This window comes from Pseudorhodobacter turbinis, assembly GCF_005234135.1.
In the GTDB taxonomy this organism is placed as follows: Bacteria; Pseudomonadota; Alphaproteobacteria; order Rhodobacterales; family Rhodobacteraceae; genus Pseudorhodobacter; species Pseudorhodobacter turbinis.
Window position 1 is genome coordinate 2,415,778 of sequence record NZ_CP039964.1, and the last position, 18,741, is coordinate 2,434,518.

19 protein-coding genes are annotated in these 18,741 nt (G+C 61.5%); 11 read left to right on the top strand and 8 right to left on the bottom strand.

Annotated features, from left to right (window positions below; all coding sequences use genetic code 11):
- The first annotated feature begins 6 nt into the window (after window positions 1-6).
- The 9 genes from cobA to EOK75_RS11615 are packed head-to-tail and all read left to right on the top strand — an operon-like array spanning window position 7 to window position 7,150.
- The gene (gene cobA / locus EOK75_RS11575) at window positions 7-810 is read left to right on the top strand and encodes a uroporphyrinogen-III C-methyltransferase (RefSeq protein ID WP_137194095.1); all 804 of its coding nucleotides are present in this window, start codon (window positions 7-9) and stop codon (window positions 808-810) included.
- The gene (locus tag EOK75_RS11580; RefSeq protein ID WP_137194096.1) at window positions 803-1,099 is read left to right on the top strand and encodes a c-type cytochrome; all 297 of its coding nucleotides are present in this window, start codon (window positions 803-805) and stop codon (window positions 1,097-1,099) included. Before cobA ends, EOK75_RS11580 begins: the two co-directional genes overlap by 8 nt.
- 4 nt (window positions 1,100-1,103) lie before the next feature.
- The gene (locus EOK75_RS11585) at window positions 1,104-2,246 is read left to right on the top strand and encodes a cytochrome D1 domain-containing protein (RefSeq protein ID WP_137194097.1); all 1,143 of its coding nucleotides are present in this window, start codon (window positions 1,104-1,106) and stop codon (window positions 2,244-2,246) included.
- A gap of 2 nt (window positions 2,247-2,248) precedes the next feature.
- On the top strand, window positions 2,249-3,226 hold the full coding sequence (ahbB, locus tag EOK75_RS11590) for a siroheme decarboxylase subunit beta (RefSeq protein ID WP_137194098.1): 978 nt from the start codon (window positions 2,249-2,251) through the stop codon (window positions 3,224-3,226).
- Window positions 3,226-3,699, top strand: a complete 474-nt coding sequence (locus tag EOK75_RS11595) for an Lrp/AsnC family transcriptional regulator (protein WP_137194099.1) — start codon at window positions 3,226-3,228, stop codon at window positions 3,697-3,699. Before ahbB (EOK75_RS11590) ends, EOK75_RS11595 begins: the two co-directional genes overlap by 1 nt.
- Window positions 3,696-4,181 carry a siroheme decarboxylase subunit beta gene (gene ahbB, locus EOK75_RS11600; protein ID WP_137194100.1) on the top strand — a complete coding sequence of 162 codons (486 nt, stop codon included), beginning with the start codon at window positions 3,696-3,698 and terminating at the stop codon, window positions 4,179-4,181. The genes EOK75_RS11595 and ahbB (EOK75_RS11600) overlap by 4 nt, the downstream gene beginning before the upstream one ends.
- 3 nt (window positions 4,182-4,184) lie before the next feature.
- The gene (gene nirJ, locus EOK75_RS11605; RefSeq protein WP_137194101.1) at window positions 4,185-5,399 is read left to right on the top strand and encodes a heme d1 biosynthesis radical SAM protein NirJ; all 1,215 of its coding nucleotides are present in this window, start codon (window positions 4,185-4,187) and stop codon (window positions 5,397-5,399) included.
- A complete protein-coding gene (locus tag EOK75_RS11610) occupies window positions 5,374-6,927 on the top strand; it encodes a nitrite reductase (protein WP_137194102.1) in 1,554 nt (517 codons plus the stop codon). The genes nirJ and EOK75_RS11610 overlap by 26 nt, the downstream gene beginning before the upstream one ends.
- Window positions 6,884-7,150 carry a hypothetical protein gene (locus EOK75_RS11615; protein WP_137194103.1) on the top strand — a complete coding sequence of 89 codons (267 nt, stop codon included), beginning with the start codon at window positions 6,884-6,886 and terminating at the stop codon, window positions 7,148-7,150. The genes EOK75_RS11610 and EOK75_RS11615 overlap by 44 nt, the downstream gene beginning before the upstream one ends.
- On the opposite strand, the gene EOK75_RS11620 is transcribed toward EOK75_RS11615, so the two are convergent.
- From EOK75_RS11620 to EOK75_RS11635, 4 genes are all read right to left on the bottom strand, one after another.
- A complete protein-coding gene (locus EOK75_RS11620; protein WP_137194104.1) occupies window positions 7,147-7,812 on the bottom strand; it encodes a CbiX/SirB N-terminal domain-containing protein in 666 nt (221 codons plus the stop codon). The two genes, EOK75_RS11615 and EOK75_RS11620, sit on opposite strands and share 4 nt — an antisense overlap.
- A 59-nt stretch (window positions 7,813-7,871) precedes the next feature.
- Window positions 7,872-8,297, bottom strand: coding sequence for a hypothetical protein (locus tag EOK75_RS11625; RefSeq protein WP_137194105.1), 426 nt, complete (start codon window positions 8,295-8,297; stop codon window positions 7,872-7,874).
- Window positions 8,298-8,458: 161 nt separating this feature from the next.
- The gene (locus EOK75_RS11630; RefSeq protein WP_168199216.1) at window positions 8,459-9,004 is read right to left on the bottom strand and encodes a peptidoglycan-binding domain-containing protein; all 546 of its coding nucleotides are present in this window, start codon (window positions 9,002-9,004) and stop codon (window positions 8,459-8,461) included.
- A 126-nt stretch (window positions 9,005-9,130) separates the two neighbouring features.
- Complete coding sequence (locus EOK75_RS11635) at window positions 9,131-10,621, bottom strand: NAD-dependent succinate-semialdehyde dehydrogenase (protein ID WP_137194107.1); 1,491 nt, start codon at window positions 10,619-10,621, stop codon at window positions 9,131-9,133.
- Between the two features lie 83 nt (window positions 10,622-10,704).
- On the opposite strand from EOK75_RS11635, the gene EOK75_RS11640 reads away from it, so the two are divergent.
- The gene (locus EOK75_RS11640; protein WP_137194108.1) at window positions 10,705-11,484 is read left to right on the top strand and encodes an alpha/beta hydrolase; all 780 of its coding nucleotides are present in this window, start codon (window positions 10,705-10,707) and stop codon (window positions 11,482-11,484) included.
- Here the strand turns inward: EOK75_RS11640 and EOK75_RS11645 are convergent.
- From EOK75_RS11645 to EOK75_RS11660, 4 genes are all read right to left on the bottom strand, one after another.
- The gene (locus EOK75_RS11645) at window positions 11,481-14,858 is read right to left on the bottom strand and encodes an efflux RND transporter permease subunit (protein WP_137194109.1); all 3,378 of its coding nucleotides are present in this window, start codon (window positions 14,856-14,858) and stop codon (window positions 11,481-11,483) included. The genes EOK75_RS11640 and EOK75_RS11645 overlap by 4 nt on opposite strands.
- A 3-nt stretch (window positions 14,859-14,861) precedes the next feature.
- Window positions 14,862-16,172 (bottom strand): efflux RND transporter periplasmic adaptor subunit, encoded by a 1,311-nt coding sequence (locus tag EOK75_RS11650; RefSeq protein ID WP_137194110.1) that lies wholly within the window; start codon window positions 16,170-16,172, stop codon window positions 14,862-14,864.
- Window positions 16,173-16,302: 130 nt separating this feature from the next.
- Window positions 16,303-16,845: a molybdenum cofactor biosynthesis protein B gene (moaB, locus tag EOK75_RS11655; RefSeq protein ID WP_137194111.1), complete on the bottom strand. Its 543-nt coding sequence runs from the start codon at window positions 16,843-16,845 to the stop codon at window positions 16,303-16,305.
- Window positions 16,846-16,860: 15 nt separating this feature from the next.
- On the bottom strand, window positions 16,861-17,658 hold the full coding sequence (locus tag EOK75_RS11660) for a uracil-DNA glycosylase (RefSeq protein WP_137194112.1): 798 nt from the start codon (window positions 17,656-17,658) through the stop codon (window positions 16,861-16,863).
- Between the two features lie 115 nt (window positions 17,659-17,773).
- Between EOK75_RS11660 and EOK75_RS11665 the strand changes: the two genes are divergently transcribed.
- Window positions 17,774-18,736 carry an aspartate carbamoyltransferase catalytic subunit gene (locus EOK75_RS11665; protein WP_137194113.1) on the top strand — a complete coding sequence of 321 codons (963 nt, stop codon included), beginning with the start codon at window positions 17,774-17,776 and terminating at the stop codon, window positions 18,734-18,736.
- Window positions 18,737-18,741: the final 5 nt, after the last annotated feature.

Sequence of the window (18,741 nt, forward strand, 5' to 3'; positions counted from 1 at the left end):
CCAGTTATGAAAGACGCCTCTCCCACGCAAAGCCACGGTCAGGTCTTTTTGATCGGGGCAGGTCCGGGTGATCCAGAGCTTTTGACCGTCAAGGCGCTGCGCCTGATCCGGTCGGCTGATGTGGTGGTGTTTGATCGTCTGGTCAGCCCCGAGATAATGGCGCTGATCCCGCAGGGGACGAAATTGATCGACGTCGGGAAAATGCCCAAATGTCACAAGATGGCGCAGGGCGATATCAATGCGCTTTTGGTCAGCCTTGCGCGGCAGGGCCAAACCGTAGCGCGGCTTAAGGGCGGTGATCCCCTGATTTTCGGGCGCGGATCGGAAGAGGCCGAGGAGCTTTATGCAGCAGGCGTGGCCGTTGAATATGTGCCCGGTATCACGGCGGCGCAGGGGGCTGCCAGCTCTACCGGTGTGCCGTTGACCCATCGCGGGCTGGCGACTGGCGTGCGCTATGTCACCGGCCACCGTGCCAAGGATGCGCTGCTTGATCTGGATTGGGCCTCGCTCGCCTCAGCGGAAACCACGCTGGTGGTCTATATGGGCGCGTCGAATATTGCCGAAATATCAATGCGTTTGCAGGCCGAGGGCATGGCACCCGATATACCCGTCATGGCCATCGCTTCCGCCACCACCCCGCGCGAAGAACGTGTGATCGGAACGCTTGCGGATATCGCCGGTCAGGTTGAGGCGATGATGCTGGAGGCCCCTGTGCTGTTCATTATCGGGCAGGTCGTATCGCTGTACGATGGCATTGCGATTGCCCGCGCCATGGCCTGCGAAGGGCCAGGGATGGCGGCCTATGCGTAGCCTTGCGGCCCTGTTTTGCCTTGCCCTGCCGTTGCACGCCGAGGTGCCCGCCGAGCGCGCGCAGGTGCTGGAACACATGGTCATTCAAGATTGCGGGTCGTGTCACGGGCTAACAATGAAGGGCGGCCTCGGCAGTCCCTTGACCCCCGACGCGCTGGACCATGCCGAAGCCGAAGGGCTTGCCCTGATTATTCTCGATGGCGTTCCGGGAACGGCAATGCCGCCATGGCGCCCGCTTTTGACCGAAGCAGAGGCGATGTGGATCGCAAATTACCTTAAAAAGGACTAGCCCAATGAAAACCGTCGCCTTTATTATGTTTTTGCTGGCCTCGCCGCTTATGGCCGATGATATCCGGTCCACCGGCGATCTGGGGCTGGTGATCGAACGTGCAAGCGGCAGCCTTGTGGTCATCGACCGTTCCGAGCGCACCGCGATTGGCCGGGTTGAAGGCTTGGGCGATCTGTCCCACGCCAGCATGACCTATTCGCCGGATGAACGTTTCGCCTATATCTTTGCCCGCGATGGCGGCCTGTCCAAGGTCGATATCCTGACGCAAACGCTTGTGGCGCGCACAGTGCAGGCGGGCAATTCCATTGGCGGGGCGATTTCCGATGATGGCCGCCTGATTGCCGTGTCCAATTATGAACCCGGCGGGGTCAAGGTGTTTGACGCCGATACGCTTGATCTGGTTGCCGATATTCCGGCCGCGGGCAAGACCATCGGCCTGGTCGATGTGCCCGGCCGCCGTTTTGCCTGGGCGGTCTGGGACACCGGGGAGGTATTCTTGGGTGATTTTTCGGGCCCGGAACCGGACATCAAAATGATCGGCAACGCGGGCAAGAACCCCTATGACGCGGTGCTGACCGATGATGCGCATACCTATCTTGTGGGGTTGTTTGGGGAAAAGGGCGTGGCTGCCTTTGACCTGTGGGAGGATGCGCCAAAACCCACGCGGTTCCTGCAAGATTACGGCAAAACATCCGAGGATCTGCCGGTTTACAAGATGCCCCATCTGCAAGGCTGGGCCTTTAGTTCCGGCCAGTTCGCGCTGCCCGCCGTGGGTCAGCATGAGGTGCTTTGGGTCAACCGCGACACGCTAACGGAAAACGCCCGCACAGCGGTGCATGGACAGCCGGTGTTTATCATCGCGCAACCCGCCAGCCCCTATGTCTGGGTCAATTTCGCCACCCCTTTGAATGACACGGTGCAGGTGGTCGACAGCCGTTCGCATCAGGTGGTCGCCACCCTGACCCCCGGCAAAGCCGTGTTGCATATGGAATTCGCGCCGCGCGGGGCCGAGGTCTGGATCTCCAGCCGCGATGACAACCGTGTGCTGATCTATGACACGAAATCCCGCGAGAAACTGGCCGAGATTGAGGCTGCATCCCCCTCGGGCATCTTCTTCACCGCCCGCGCACATCAGCCTGGCCTGTGAAGATGGAGCATTTTGACCAGATCGACACGCGCCTTCTGGATGAGTTCCAGCGTGACTTGCCGTTGGTATCGCGGCCCTTTGCCGTAATGGCGCAGGCCTTGGGGCTGGAGGAGGCCTGTGTGTTGGACCGTCTGACCCGCCTCAAAGGGCAGGGCGCGCTGACGCGGGTGGGGGCGACGATCCGGCCCAATACGGTTGGCCAATCGACGCTGGCCGCCCTTGCCGTACCCGAGGAGCGGCTGGAGGAGGTGGCCGCGATTGTCGGCGCAGAACCCGGCGTCAACCACTCCTATCTGCGCGAGGCGGAGTGGAACCTCTGGTTCGTCGCCACCGCCCCCGATGCTGACATGCTGCGCGCATCACTGGCGCGGATCGAGGCGCGCACAGGGCTAACGGTGCTGGATTTGCGGTTGGTCAAGCCTTTCAACATTGATCTTGGCTTCCGGCTAACTGCCCAAGCCCGCCCGATGGCCGCCCCGCGTGCGGCTGATCCGTCCGCATTGCGGCCTGAAGATCGCCCGCTGCTTCACGCGCTGTCGCAAGGGCTTGATATCGTGGCCCGCCCCTTTGCCACATTGGCCGATCGTCTGGGCTGGACCGAGGCGCAGGTTCTGGCCCGTATTGATGCCTTGCTCAAGGCGGGGCTGGTGTCGCGGCTGGGGGTGATTGTGCGGCACCGCACCTTGGGCTGGACGTCAAACGCGATGGTGGTTTGGGATGTGCCGGAAAGCGAAATCGCTGCGGTGGGGCCGAAACTGGCAGCCTTGCCAGGGGTGACGCTGTGCTATCAGCGCAGGTCAGTGCCGGACGTCTGGCCCTATCAGCTTTACTGTATGATCCATGGCAAAAGCCGCGATCAGGCGCTGGCTGTGCTGGCAACTGCGCGTGCCTTGCCCGCCCTTTCCCACGTGCCGCACCGCGTTTTGTTTTCGACCCGTTGCTTCAAACAATCAGGCGCCCAAATAGCGGAGGTGGTGTGATGCGCAGGGAACCCTTGCCGAAAGATGCCTTGGATGATGGCGATCGTGCGTTGATCAACACCCTGCAAGACGGCTTTCCGATTAGTGCCGCCCCCTTTGCCGAAGTGGGCAGTACATTGGGGCTGAGTGAAGATGACGTGATCGCCCGCCTTGCGCGCTTGCGTGAAATCGGGGCCATCACCCGCTTTGGCCCGTTTCTGGATGCCGCTGCGATGGGCGGCGCGTTTTGCCTGTGCGCAATGGCCGTCCCCGAGGACCGATTTGAAGAGGTCGTGACTTTGGTCAATGCCCATATCGAGGTGGCGCATAATTATGAACGCAAGCACGCATTAAATATGTGGTTCGTGATGGCCTGCGAGCGGCCCGAACAGATCGCGGACATCGGCGCGCAGATCGAAGGGGAGACCGGCCTCAAGGTTCATCTTTTCCCCAAATTGGAAGAGTTTTTCATCGGCTTCAAGGTTCAGGCATGAGTATCGACAGCATCGACCGCAAAATCATTTCCGCTACCGCAAGCGGGCTGCCGTTGACCGCGCATCCCTACCGCGAGGTGGGCATATGGCTGAACCTGACCGAAGATGATGTGATGGCGCGTTTTGTCAGGCTGCAAGACGAAGGCATCATCCGCCGGATCGCCCTTGCGCCAAACCATTATGCCTTGGGCATGGTCGCGAATGGGATGAGCGTTTGGGACGTGCCCGATGATCGCGCCTCGCTGCTTGGGCCGCAAATCGGGGCTTTGCATTTCGTGTCCCATTGCTATTTGCGCCCGCGCAGCTTGCCTCAGTGGCCCTATAACCTCTTTGCGATGATCCACGGTGAAACCCGACAAGAGGTCGAGGTTTTGCGCAACAAGATCGCGGGTATTCTTGGCCCCGACTGCCGCGCCAGCGATATTCTTTATTCAACCCGCATCCTCAAAAAGACCGGGATGCGCCTGACAGAAAGGGCTTAACGCATGTTCCGCCTAAGCCAGTATATGCATGAACTTATCACCCCGACCGCCCCGCGCCGCCGTGCGCGTGCGGGCAACGTCAAGCCGGTGGTGATCTGGAACCTGACCCGCACCTGCAACCTCAAATGCCGCCACTGCTATACCACATCCGCCGATGTACCCTTTCCCGGCGAGTTGAGCCATGAGCAGGCGATCGGCGTATTGGATGATCTGCACAGCTTTGGCATTCCTGCGTTGATCTTGTCGGGGGGCGAACCTTTGTCGCGCTTTGATTTCTTTGCGCTGGCGGAACATGCGAAATCGCTGGGGTTTCGGCATCTGTCGCTGTCGACTAATGGCACCCGAATTGCGGAAAATATCGACCGTATCGATGCGCTTGGCTTTGACTATGTCGGGATCTCGCTGGATGGGATCGGTCAGGTCAACGACTGGTTTCGCGGGGTGGAGGGCGCGTTTGATGAGGCATTGGCTGGTGTGCGGGCCTGCAAGGCGCGCGGCGTCAAGGTTGGCTTGCGCTTCACGCTGACCAAGGACAACGCCGAAACCTTGCCCGCGATGATTGACCTTTGCCGTGCTGAAGGGGTGGATAAATTCTACCTTTCGCATCTGGTTTATGCCGGGCGTGGCGACAAACACCGAGGTGAGGATACCGTCCACGACCACACCCGCGCCGCGATGGACCTTTTGATGGACCGCGCATGGGAGGCGGTGCAGGCGGGCGATGCGTTCGAGGTGGTGACGGGCAATAATGACGCCGATGCGGTCTATTTCCTGCAATGGGCCGAGGCACGCTTTGCGCCCGAACAGATCGCCCATCTGCGCACACATCTTGAGGCATGGGGTGGCAATTCATCCGGTCTTGGCGTGGGCAATATCGACCCGCAAGGCAAGGTGCACCCCGATACCTATTGGTCCGATTACACCGTGGGCAGCGTCAAAGAGACACCGTTCAGCGAACTTTGGACGGGGGATGACCATATGCTAGCCACCCTGCGCCAACGTCCGCGCCCGCTGAAGGGCCGCTGTGGTGACTGTGCGTTCAAGGCGGTTTGCGGCGGCAACACCCGTATTCGCGCGCTGCAGGTGACGGGCGATCCTTGGGCCGAAGATCCGGCCTGCTACCTGACCAACGCCGAGATCGGCATTGAGGATGCCAGCCGCCTGACCGTCACCCCATTTCGAGGGAAAAGCCATGATCCGGCCCACCGTTTTAACTAGCCTTCTGGCGCTGCTTGCAGGTCCGCTGTCGGCCGCGCCCGATGGGGCGATGATCTATGCCGATCAATGCGCCTCTTGCCATGCCGAGACGCGCTTGGGCGGCACCGGCCCTGCGTTGATCCCCGAGAGCCTTGGCCGCCTAAAGGGGGCAGCACTTGAGGCGGTGATCGATCAGGGCCGCGCCATGACGCAGATGCCCAGCTTTCATACCACGCTTTCCGCCGACGACATCACCGCCGTTGCGGCCTATATCGCGGCACCCTTGGCCACGCCGCCGGTTTGGGGCGCGGCAGACATCATGGAAAGCCGCGATCTGGCATCCGGCTATATCCCCGCCACGGCACCGGCTTTCACCGCTGATCCGATGAATATCACGCTGGTGGTGGAAACCGGCGATAGCCATATTTCGGTGCTGGATGGCGACACATTTGAGGTGCTCGACCGGTTTGAAACCCCCTTTGCCGTGCACGGCGGGCCAAAGTTCAGCCCCGACGGGCGTTTTGTTTTCGTGATGTCGCGCGATGGCTGGGTGCAGAAATATGACATCTGGTCTTTGCAAGAGGTGGGCCGCATCCGCGCCGGTATCAACAGCCGCAATATCGCGATGAGCCATGATGGCAAATGGCTGGCGGTGGCCAGCTACCTTCCCAAGACGCTGACGATCCTCTCTACTGACGATCTTTCCGTGGCAAAGGTCATGGAGGTTAAAGGCCGGGACGGCACGCCAAGCCGCGTTGCCGCCGTCTATCAGGCGCCGCAGCGGAAATCCTTTGTGCTGGCACTGAAAGATGTCCCCGAGATCTGGGAGGTGACGACCGACCCGGATGGCGGCCCCTTTTATGACGGCTTTGTGCATAGCCACGAGGCGGGCATGACGGAATCGCTGGGCGCAGAAAAAGGCCTGTTTGCCCGCCGCCGGATTGATGTCTCTGCGCCTTTGGATGACTTCTTTTTCGATCCCGATTACCGTCATTTGATCGGTGCCAATCGGGGCGCGGATTCCGGTGTGGTGGTCAATCTGGATGTCGGCCGAGAGGTCGCAACCCTGCCGTTGCCCGGCATGCCGCATCTGGGATCGGGCATCACATGGATGCGGGATGGCCACCGCGTTATGGCCGCGCCGCATCTGCAAGAGGGGCGGATTTCCATCATCGATATGACGGATTGGTCGCTGATCAAGGTGGTTGAGACCTCAGGTCCCGGCTTTTTCTTGCGTAGCCACGCCGGCACGCCCTATATTTGGGCGGGGGTGTTTACCGGCCCCAACAAAGGCCAGATACATCTGATCGACAAGCAGAGCCTTGAGGTCGTCAAAGTGCTGACGCCCGAGCCGGGGCTGACCGTGGCCCATACCGAGTTTACCAAGGATGGCAGCCATGCGCTGGTGTCGATCTGGGAAGATGACGGTGCGGTAATCGTGTTCGACGCAGCAACGCAGACGGAAATCAAGCGCCTGCCGATGCGCAAACCTTCGGGGAAATACAATGTCTGGAACAAAATCTCATTCGAAGACGGAACCAGCCACTGAGAACCTGTGGAAGCTGGGGCTGATCTTGTGGCCCTTTGCGACCTCGGCGGTTGCGATCAACTTGTTTATGCTGGGGCTGATCGGGACGTGGCTGGGCCTGCCCGCGCTCTCGCCCTATAATGCGATCTGGGCATCCTTGCCCTTGGGGCTGCCCGCGACATGGGCGGTCGCGCGCTGGGTCCGCAGCCTGATCCGAGAGGCCGAGGGCCGCAAACCGACCTAAAGGGCGGCGCGCGCCAGCGCATTGGCAATCAGCCGCGCCACGCCGATATCCTCACCGATCGGGGGCAGCAGGGGGCCGTCGAATTTCGCATCCGCCAAAGCATCGGGCAAATCATCGACCACATGTCCGGCCCGTAGCGCAAAGAAGGGCATGCAGGTGCCTGACCCCATCTCGCGCGCAACATCGGCCAGAAACGGGGCTTCCTCGACAAATCCCGCGCTAACGGGGCCAAGCCCGCGCGCCTCCAATTCGGCTGCCATGCGGTAGGTCGTATCGGATGAGGTTTTTGAAACCTTGCTGCCATGTGCCGCCAGCAAAACACCGCCGCGCTGTGGAAGGGCGGCTGCAATCAGATCGGGCAGGGCAGGGTCTGTGCCGAAGGGGGCCAATTGCCGCAAACCCTGCGCATGTGCTGCGGCCAGCCTGCGGGGCAGATTGGTGCGGGTGAACCAGCCTTCGGCCATGAAGAACGGATAGATCAGCGGGGCGCGCGTTGCCGCCAACGCCGCCTCCAGCGCGCCGGGCATGGCCAGTGTTGTGCCTTTGATCCGCCAGTTTGGCAGCCACATCGCAACCCGAACCGCCAGCGCCTGCATCGTAGCCTCTTGCGGCACTGGATCCGCGGGGGAGCCGTGGGCCACCAGGATTGCCTCATGTGTCATAAGTCCCGCCCTCCGCGCGATACGCAGATCATACCGGAACGGATGGGGAAGGGCCAGTGTCAGTCAGGCGTGACGGGGGCAGGCGTGACGGGGGCAGGCGTGACGGGGGCAGGTTTGGCGGGGGCCGGTTTGATCTGCTGGAAATTCCGTGCTGTTCCCCAAACCGAGATATACATTTCAGCCTTGCCGTCAGTGGCAAGATGTTCGGGCGTCAGGCCGACCACGCGCACGCGCAGGTGATCGCCGCGCTGCAGGGCGGGGGACAGGATCTGGTCCGCTGTGGCCCGAAGGTTGCCCAGATGCGCCATAACTTTGCGGCGGATCAAGAAGCTTCTTTTGCTGACCCGGCACCAGACGGTAATCACCCCGTCCTTGTCCAGCCGCAGCTCTGCGGCATCGCCGATGGAAAGGCCGCTGTGCTTGAGGGGCATTTGCAGGTCAAAGACTTTGGTCTTGTGGATGATCGGTTCGAGTAAATCCTGCACGTGACTGCCCCTCTATGGCCGAGCTCCTCCTATGGGGCGTGTTGCGGGCCGGATGCAAGCGCCGTGCGCGAGTTTTTGCCGAAATCCGCGACATGATGCCGATAGGGCCGCACCCCATGAGCGGGGCGGCCATTTGCGGCCCCCCCCTATCCGTTCAGGGTTTATCCCAACAACGCGCCATAAATCTGTTGCGCGCCGGAGGTGGAGTTGAGGGCGTTTTGATTGCCTGACCTGCGGGCGTATTGATAAATTGCCTGATGCGTGCCGGGGCCGAATGAGCCGTCAAGCGTGCTGTTGTAATAGCCTGCTCTGGCAAGTCGGCGCTGGATTCTCACCCGCTCGCGGTAGGTATAGCTGTTGAAAACCCGCGCCGCTGCGGTGTCATACAACCCCGACCCGTAAGAGGAGGCCTTGCCGATCACCCGCCCGGTTTTGCGGGGCTGGACTTTGGGTGGCACATATTGGGGCTGTTGGTAGCGCGGGTAGTGTTGCGTCTGACGGGCAGGCACCCTTTTGACGTGATGTTGCGGCGCAGCTGCGGCTTTTGACTTGCGCGCATCGTTGACAATCGCCCCCACGATGGCAACCGCAGCAACGCCCATCAGCACATTACGCTCTTTCTTGCCCAAGGCCTGTGCCGGGGCAGCAAGGCCCAGCGATAGCGACAGGACACAAGCCGTAGCGATGGTTTTGGATTTGAGCAGCATGGTATTTCCCTTTCTTCGGATGTCCCCAAGCGGGGGCCGTGGAAAAACCATGCACGTTGGAACCGTGTTAGACAAAAACAGCCGGTTGTTAAGTGATAACAACCGGCTGTTTTCAAAGATTAGGCCTTAAACGGACAGGCAGACGTATTTCATTTCCAAGAAGTCTTCCATGCCGTGGTGGCTGCCTTCGCGGCCAAGACCGGATTGCTTCACCCCGCCAAAGGGCGCAACCTCGGTCGAGATGATGCCGGTGTTCACGCCAACGATGCCATATTCCAGAGCCTCTTGAACGCGGGTAACGCGGCCGATGTTCTGGGCATAGAAATAGGCGGCAAGGCCGAAGATCGTGTCATTGGCGCGCGCGATCACCTCTTCCTCGCTGTCGAATTTGAACAGCGGGGCCATGGGGCCAAAGGTCTCTTCCTGTGCGACCTTCATGTCCTGGGTCACGCCGGTCACGATGGTCGGCTCAAAGAACGATCCGCCAAGCGCATGACGTTTGCCGCCTGTCATAACCTTGCCGCCTTTGGCAACGGCATCGGCGATATGCTCTTCGACCTTTTCAACCGCGGCGACATTGACCAGCGGCCCGAACTCCACCGCACCCGTCAAGCCGTCACCGACGCTGGTCTTGGCCAAAGCCTCGGCCAGCTTTTGCGCAAAGGCGTCATAGACACCGGCCTGCACATAGATCCGGTTGGCGCAAACACAGGTCTGCCCGTTGTTGCGGAATTTCGACGCCATCGCGCCCTGAACGGCCGCATCCAGATCGGCGTCATCAAAGACGATGAACGGCGCATTCCCGCCCAGCTCCATCGAGCATTTCATCACCTGATCGGCGGCCTGTTTCAACAAGATCCGCCCGACTTCGGTAGAGCCGGTAAAGGTCAGCTTGCGCACGATCGGATTTTCACAGAATTCCTTGCCGATATCCGAGGACCGCTTGGAGGTGATGACCGAAAAGATCCCCTTGGGCAGGCCCGCACGATCCGCAAGCACCGCCAGCGCCAGCGCCGACAAAGGCGTTTCCGCCGCAGGCCGCGAAACAAAGCCGCAACCCGCCGCAAGGGCCGGCCCGCATTTGCGGGTGATCATCGCATTGGGAAAGTTCCATGGCGTGATCGCACCGACAACCCCGATCGGCTGTTTCAGGACGGTGATCCGCTTGTCATGCATATGGCCGGGGATGGTTTCACCGTAAACGCGTTTGGCCTCTTCGGCGAACCATTCGATAAAGGATGCACCATAAGCCACCTCTCCCTTGGCTTCGGCCAGCGGTTTGCCCATCTCGGCGGTCAGGATGGCAGCCAGATCATCCTGGTTTTCCATCATCAGATTGTACCAGGCGCGCATGATATTGGTGCGTTCCTTGGCCGGGCGGGCGGCCCATTCCTTCATCGCGTCATTGGCGGCGGCAATCGCGCGGGCGGTCTCGGCACGGCCAAGGTTCGGGACCGAGCAAATGACATCACCGCGTGCGGGGTTTGTCACCTCAAACGTGCCGCCGTCATCGGCGTCGACCCATTCGCCGGCGACATAGGCCTGTGTGGCCAGCAGGCTTGGGTCTTTGAGCATTGCACGAAGATCGTTTGCAGTAGATGTGGATGTATTGGACATAAAAGCCTCCCCTTCAAGTTCGGCATATGCAAACCATGGGCGGGCGGGGATGTCTAGTTCCGCGATTAAAGTAGGGGACAAAAATGGATATGGATCGGGCCTATGCGAATGGGGCATTTATCAAAGGCGCTGCTGATTATCCGCCACGCTGGGCGGCCAAGGCGGCGGCATTTCGCGAAGGCTTGGGCACGCGGGCGCAGGCATTGGCCTATGGGGCGGGCGCGCGGCAGCGGTTTGATCTTTTTATCCCCGAGGGGGCTGCCAAAGGCTGTGTAACCTTTATCCATGGGGGGTACTGGATGGCCTTTGACCATTCCATCTGGTCCCATCTTGCTGCGGGCGTTCTGGCGCGGGGCTGGGCCTGTGCGATGCCCTCCTATACGTTGGCGCCCGAGGCGCGGCTGACAGCGATGACGGCCGAGATGGTGCAGGCCTTGGCCGTTATTGCAGGGCAGGTGCCGGGCCCGCAGGTTGTGACCGGCCATTCGGCGGGGGGGCATCTTGCGGCACGGATGGGCTGCGCGGACTTGACGGTGCCGGATGTGGTGCGAGTGGTGCCGATTTCCCCCTTGGCAGAGCTGGAGCCGCTGCGCCATACGGATATGCAGGCGACATTGCGGCTGGATGATGCCGAGATCGCCACCCAAAGCCCCGCACGGCTGGATTTGCGCCAGAATGTCCAAGCCCACGTCTGGGTCGGCGGGCAGGAACGGCCCAGCTTTCTGTGGCAAGCGCGGCTTTTGTCGGAACATTGGGCCTGTGATTGGACTGTCGCTGCGGGCAGGCATCATTTCGATGTGATCGATGCGATGGAGGATCCAGCCTCGCCGTTGGTGGAGGCTTTGGTTGGCGGGCTTGGCTAGGGTTTGCCCGCAGGCCGCTTGCCAAGCAGCCAAACCCCAAGCGCATAGGTGACCAGCAATACCGCAACTGTGCCGCCCAAAAACAACCCCAGCGCCCCGGATGCGCCGCTAACACCTAGCGGTGAAAAGGGCGCGCCCGTCACCAAAACCCAGCCGAGCGTTAGCGCGAACCAAACCATCACCGCCGCCGATGCGCCCCAAAGCAGCATTCGCGCGCGCGGGGCTGCACGGGCGCGCAACACCCTCTGCAAGGCGCGGATCTGGCGACCGAAATCGGCCTGCACCGCCAGCACAGCAGGCACCAGCAACAAGACCAACACCATCCCGAACCCAAGCCCGTAGACCAATGTGATCACCGTGGGCCGCAAGAATTCGGCCTGCGAGGAGCGTTCATAGAGCAAGGGCGTAAGGCCCATCACGGTGGTTGCGGTTGTCAGGAAAACAGGCCGCAAGCGATCAGATACCGCATCGATAATCGCCGGATAAAGCCCGCGCTTTTCGGCGTATTCATCGATAGTGGACACCAAGACGATGGAATCATTGATGATAATTCCGATCATCCCGATCATGCCAACGATGGAGAACATCGACAGCGACACCCCCCAAAAGTGGTGCCCGTAAATCGCCCCGATCAGGCCAAAGGGAATGACAACCATCACCACCACAGGCCGCGACCAACTGGCAAAGACCCAAGCCAGCACCATATAAATTCCCAAAAGACACAGCATCAGGCCAAGGGTTACATCGCCCAGAAACGCGCTTTGTTGCTCGGCAAGGCCTGATTGGCGGGTGGTGACGCCGAATTCCTGTTCCAGCTTGGGCAGGATGTCCTCGGTCATGGCGCGCTGCACCTCGGCGGCGCGGGCGGGGTCATCCTCGGCGATATCGCCCGAAACGGTGACGATGCGCAGCCCGTTTTCACGCCGGATCGTGGAGAAACCAGAGCGACGCTCCACCGTGACAATATCGCCCAAGGGAACGTAGACGCCGGGGCTGGCGCGCAGCAGCGTGCTTTCCAGAAAATCAGCCGTCAGTTCCTGCTCGGGCAGCTCCACCCGGATCGCGGCGGAGCGCGGGCCGTCGGGGAAGGTCGCAGCCTCTATCCCGTTCAGCCGGTCGCGCAGCGCACGCCCCAGGCTGCCCACCTCGAACCCGAGGGCCTGACCTTGCGGGGTCAGCGACAGGATCAACTCTTCTTTGTCATAGGCAAGGCTGTCTTCCAGCGCGGAAACCTCGGGGAAGGGGGACATCGCGGTTTTCAGCGCCTCGGCGGCGGCCTTCAACACTTCCGATGTTGCCCCCGAAATATCCACCGAAAGCGCATCGCCACCGGGGCCAAAGCGCGCGCCGCGAAAGCTCAACTCTTCTAGCAGGGGATGGGGGCGGACCTCATCTTGCAGATCGGCCAGAAGGGCCGAGGTGGCATAGGGGCGGTCATCGGGGTCGATAATCTCGATAGAAATGCCGCCCAGCAAATCTGCGTCCTTGGTATCTGCGCTGGCAAGCCCACGGCCAGAGCCACCGCCAATTTCGGCCATCACGAAACTTGCCGGATTGGTGCCATGTTCGGCGGTATAGCGCGCGGTGACGGTATCAGTGGCACGCTGCAATTCGCGCATCATCGCCAATGTGTCATCCCGCGTGGCGCCGGGCAGCATGGCGAAATTGCCCGAGATGGAGGATTGCTCGGGTGAATTGAAGAACCGAAATTTCAGATCACCGCTGATGAAAAGGGCAGCCTGCGTGGCAAGCAGCAGCAGCGCAAAGGCAATCGTCGCCATGCGCGCGCGGATCACCAAAGCCACCAGCGGGCGCACGGCCACGCGGATCAGCCATTGCAGGCCTTTGTTCACTTGGCGTGAGGGCCAGTCATACCATGCCTCTTGCTTGGCGGCGCGCAAGGCATGGGCCATATGGTTGGGCAGGATCACGAAACATTCCACAAGGCTCGCCATTAGCACCGCGATCACCGTAAAGGGAATATCCGAGATGAGAGAGCCAAAGCGCCCGCCGACGACGATCAAACCGGCAAAGGCAATCACCGTGGTCAAGGTAGAGGCAACAACCGGCATCGCCATGCGCGCGGCGGCGTTCTCGGCGGCCTCGGTCGCGGGTTCGCCCAAATGACGCGCGCGAAAATCGGCGTGCTCGCCCACCACAATCGCATCATCGACGATAATCCCCAAGGTTATGATCAGCGCAAAAAGCGAAATCATGTTCAACGTCAGGCCAAAGCCATACATTAAGGCCACCGCCGCCAGCAGCGAAACCGGTATCCCCGCCGCCACCCAAAGCGCGGTGCGCGCGTTCAGAAACAAAAACAGCAACCCCACGACCAAGGCCAACCCAAGGGCGGCATTGTCCAGCAGCAGCTCCAACCGGCCGGCGATATATTCCGCTCGTGCGCGGACCAGCTCCACCTTGGTTTCGGGCGGTAGGAGGGGGGCCATCTGATCGACGGCGGCCTGCACCTCGGCCTGCATACGGATGGCATCGCCGGTGTCGTTACGGTCCACGCGCACGGTCATGGCGGGGTTTGGCCCGACAAATGTGGCGCGGCCCCTGTCGGCGGCCGCATCGCGTACATCGGCCAAATCGCCAATCGTCAGCGAGGTGCCATCCGGCGCCTGACGCAGCACAATCGCGCGCACTTGATCGGCGGTGCGGGCCTCTTGCCCGGTGCGCACACGCGATGCCCCGCCCCCAACATCCCCCGCCGGAGAGGATTGCACCTCTGCGGCAATGGCCGTCGCGATCTCGGCCATGGTGATATCATGCAAAATCAGGCTGGCCGAGGTGACCTCTACCATGATCTCGGGGTCGGCGAGGCCGCGAATGGTGGTGCGGGTGATGCCGCGATCAAAAAGACGGGTCACCAATTCATCCGCGAAACGGCCAAGCTGATCCACCGCGACAGGGCCGGTCAGGATAACATCCGTCACCCGATCCCGCCACGCAGCGCGCCGGACCACCGGATCATCGGCATCGTCGGGCAGGGTGCTGACGGTATCAATCGCGGTCTGTGCATCCTCGGCGGCTTTTTGCAGATCCACGCCGGGCTCAAATTCCAGTGTGATGCGCGCGCTGCCTTCCGATGACAGCGAGGTCACATCCGTCACCCCGTCAACCGTTAGCAGCACCGGCTCCAGCAATTGCACAATCGCGCGGTCCACATCCTCGGCGCCGGCCCCGTCCCATTTGGTTGTGATGCTGATTTCCGAGATGACGACATCGGGGAAAAACTGTGCGCGGATACGGCTGGCGGCGGCAAGTCCGGCCACGACCATCACCGCAAGGATCAGATTGGCAAGCGTGCCGTGGCGGGTGAAATAGGACAAAAACCCCTTGCCGTGGCGCGTCGACCCGCTTGCCATCGTCTAGCCCCCCATCCGCTCGATGGTGGGGGCGCTGCTTGCGGCCTCGGGGCGGATCGGGTTGACCTTGATCCCCGCGCCCAAAAGGGGGGAGCGTTCGCGCACCACTTCGCGCCCCGCAAGGCCGTCGGGCGCAAGGATCACAAGGTCATTCTGCCGGCGCAAAAGCTGTACGGGAAGGGATTGCAGCCTGTCATCGGGGCCCAGTGCCAGCACGGTCCCATCCGCACCATAGGCAGTTGCGGGCAGGGCAATCGCGGCGGGTATTTTTGGCTCTGCCACCCGAACGGTCACGAAATCACCGGGGCGAAATCCGGGCGCATGGGTCAGCGTGGCATAGACAAGACGGCCCGTCTGCCCCTCGCCCACCGCGGCCCCTGCGCGGGTCAGCACGCCATTGGCCAAAAGCTCGGCGCCCGAGGCCGCCAGTGCGGCGGTGACATTAGCGGTGATCAGCGTGCCCTTATCATCCAGAAGGCGTGAAAACTGCGCGGTGGAGGTGCGAAACGCAACCTCCAGCGCATCGGGATCAATCAAATCGCCCAAACGTTCGTTGCTGCCAAGGATACGTCCCGGAACGGTGGTGATCCCGCTCAGCTTGCCGTCAAATTCGGCGAAAAGCTCGGTCTCGCGCAGGGCGCGCTCGGCCTCGGCAAGGGTGATGGCTTGGCGCGAGAGGGCGGTCTTGGCCTGATCTACCCGCGCTTCGGCCTGCGCCAGTGCCGAACGGCGTGCCAAGACCGCCTGATCGGCAGAGGAGGCCGCAAGGGCCGCCGTTTCCACGGCTGATGCGGACCCTACACCGCGGGTTTCAAGATCCTGCTGGCGGATCAGGGCCTGTTCGCGCAGGTCGGCTTGGGCGCGGGCGGCGGCAACATCATCGCGCGACAGCAGCAAGGCGCGCTCTGCCTCGATCAGCTCGGCCCTTGCGCGGTCCATATCCGATTGCGCAAGGTCGCGGGTGGCGGTGGCATCGGCCGGATCGAGGCGCAGCAAAAGCTGACCTTTGGTGACGCGGGCACCGTCCTCGACCCCCTCGCCCAAGGCAACAACGGTGCCCGCGCGTGGTGCGCGCAGCTCCAGCGTGCGGCGGCTGCGGATTTCACCAAAAGCGGTGAGGACGGGGGTGAAGGGGACCACCTCTGCCGTGATCATATTGGCGGAAAACACGCGTTCGCGGGGTGGTTGCGCCGGGCGGTTTCCGGCGGATCTGGCCTCAAAGGCGTTGCGCAGGGTTTGGCCCGCCATCGCCAAAAGGCCGATTGTCACCGCCAGGATGAGCAGGCCAACAAGGGACCGTCTGAAAAACCGCATCTACATACTCCGCCGGGGCCATTGTTCTTAATACGCCCGCGTGGCGCAGTTGGATGACACTATGCCCCATGTGATATACGTCAGAAATATAACATTCCGTCGCATCTTTGCAGATTATTCCTGAATTTACCTATTTGCGGCGCTGGTGTTCATCCAGCCGGGGCATGATTTCCACAAAGTTGCAGGGCCGGTGGCGGTAATCGAGTTGCCATTTCAGGATCTCGTCCCAGGCATCGCGGCAGGCACCGGTGCTGCCGGGCAGCGCAAAAAGATAGGTGCCATTGGCGACGCCACCCGTCGCCCGGCTTTGTACCGCCGAGGTGCCGATTTTTTGCATCGAGACCATGGTGAAAACCGTGGCAAAGGCTTCTATCTCTTTTTCATAGACATCGCGGTGGGCTTCAACCGTGACATCGCGCCCCGTCAGGCCGGTGCCACCGGTTGAAAGGATCACGTCGATATCCGGATCGGCACACCAGTTGCGCAGCTGTACGGCAATCTCGGCGCGTTCATCGCGGACGATGGTGCGGGCGGCAAGGCTATGGCCGGCCTCTGTTAGTCGCGCAACCAAGGTATCGCCGGATTTGTCATCGCCGCTTTGGCGGGTATCGGATACCGTCAGCACGGCAATGCGCACCGGAATAAAGGGAAGGGTTTCGTCAATGCGGGACATCGGATGCCTTTTCAATCAGGATGGGGCGGCCAGCTTTGCCTGCACCGCAAGCAGATCGGCCCAAGCATCGCGCTTTGCCCCGTGGTTGCGCAAAAGATAGGCCGGATGGGTCATGGGCATAACGGGAATGGCGCCACAGTCGCCCCAGTGCCCGCGCATCCGCAAAATCCCGCTTTGCCCCAGCAGGGCCTGACAGGCAAAATTGCCCATGGCGATGATCACCTGCGGATTGGCCAGGGCAATATGGCGCAGCAAGAACGGCCGCATCATGGCAATCTCATCCTCGGTGGGGTCGCGGTCCCCCGGCGGGCGCCATGGCAGAACATTGGTGAGATAGGCTGACGCTTGGGGATCATCGGCGTCGCGCGCATGGCCGATCGCCACCAGCATCCGGTCCAACAGCTGACCGGAGCGGCCGACAAAAGGCTGGCCCTCGCGGTCCTCGTCGCGGCCCGGGGCCTCACCCACCACCATCAGGGGGGCGTGGGGATTGCCCGCAGCAAAGACCAGATTGCGCGCGCCTTTTTTCAGCTCGCAATGTTCAAACCCCTCCAATGTGGCGCGCAGGGCGGCCAGATCGGCACAGCTGGCGGCAGCAGTTTGGGCGGCTTTGGCCGGATCGGGGGGGGCGGGCTTTGTCGGTGCCTCAACGGTTTGGGCTTTGGGGATCATGGGGGCCTGCTTTTCGGGCAGGGTGTAGCGATCTACGGCGGCCTCACACATCACCTCGGTTACGCCAAGTTCCACCTGCCACGCAAGCGCGGCAAAAGCGGCGTTCCAATCGTAATCCGAGGTGTTGGTATCGATTCCCATAGCGGGCAGATTAGGGCGGCGCTTGGGGCGGGGCAAGACGGGATTGGCTGCAACTAGGCGTTGCCCCGCAGCACGGGCTTTGACATAAGCAATCAGAGACAATCAGGGGGCCAAGATGAGTTTTCGCGCACGTCATTTGCTGGGGATCCAACATCTCGCCCCGGATGAAATCCGCGCCGTTCTGGATCTGGCGGATAAATATGTTGATTTCAACCGGCGCTCGATCAAGAAATCCGACGCGCTGGAGGGGATGACCCAGATCAACATGTTCTTTGAGAATTCCACCCGTACGCAGGCCTCTTTTGAATTGGCAGGCAAGCGGCTGGGGGCGGATGTGATGAATATGTCGGTCGCGCAGTCCAGCGTGAAAAAGGGCGAGACCCTGATCGATACCGCGCTGACGCTGAACGCGATGCACCCCGATTTGCTGGTGGTGCGGCACGGGGCGTCTGGGGCGGTGAACCTGCTGGCGGAAAAGGTGAACTGTGCGGTGTTGAATGCCGGCGACGGGCGGCACGAGCATCCGACACAGGCACTTTTGGATGCGCTGACGATTCGCCGCGCCAAGGGTCGGGTTCAACGGCTGACTGTGGCGATTTGCGGCGATGTGGCCCATAGCCGCGTGGCGCGCTCCAACCTGATCCTGCTGGGTAAAATGGAAAACCGCGTGCGTTTGGTCGCGCCCCCCACCTTGATGCCCTCAGGTGTGCAGGAATTCGGTTGCGAGGTGTTTGACGACATGCGCAAGGGCCTTGAAGGCGCCGATGTTGTGATGATGTTGCGCCTGCAAAAAGAACGGATGGATGGCGGGTTTATCCCGTCCGAGCGTGAGTATTACCATCGCTACGGGCTGGATGCGGAAAAGCTCTCGCATGCCAAGCCCGATGCCATCGTGATGCACCCCGGCCCGATGAACCGCGGTGTGGAAATCGACGGCGAGATCGCCGATGACATCAACCGCAGCGTCATTCAGGAACAGGTAGAGATGGGCGTCGCCGTGCGTATGGCCTGTATGGACCTGCTGGCGCGCAACCTTCGTGCCGAACGCGGCGCGCGTGCCGCCGGGGTGATGGTATGATATAT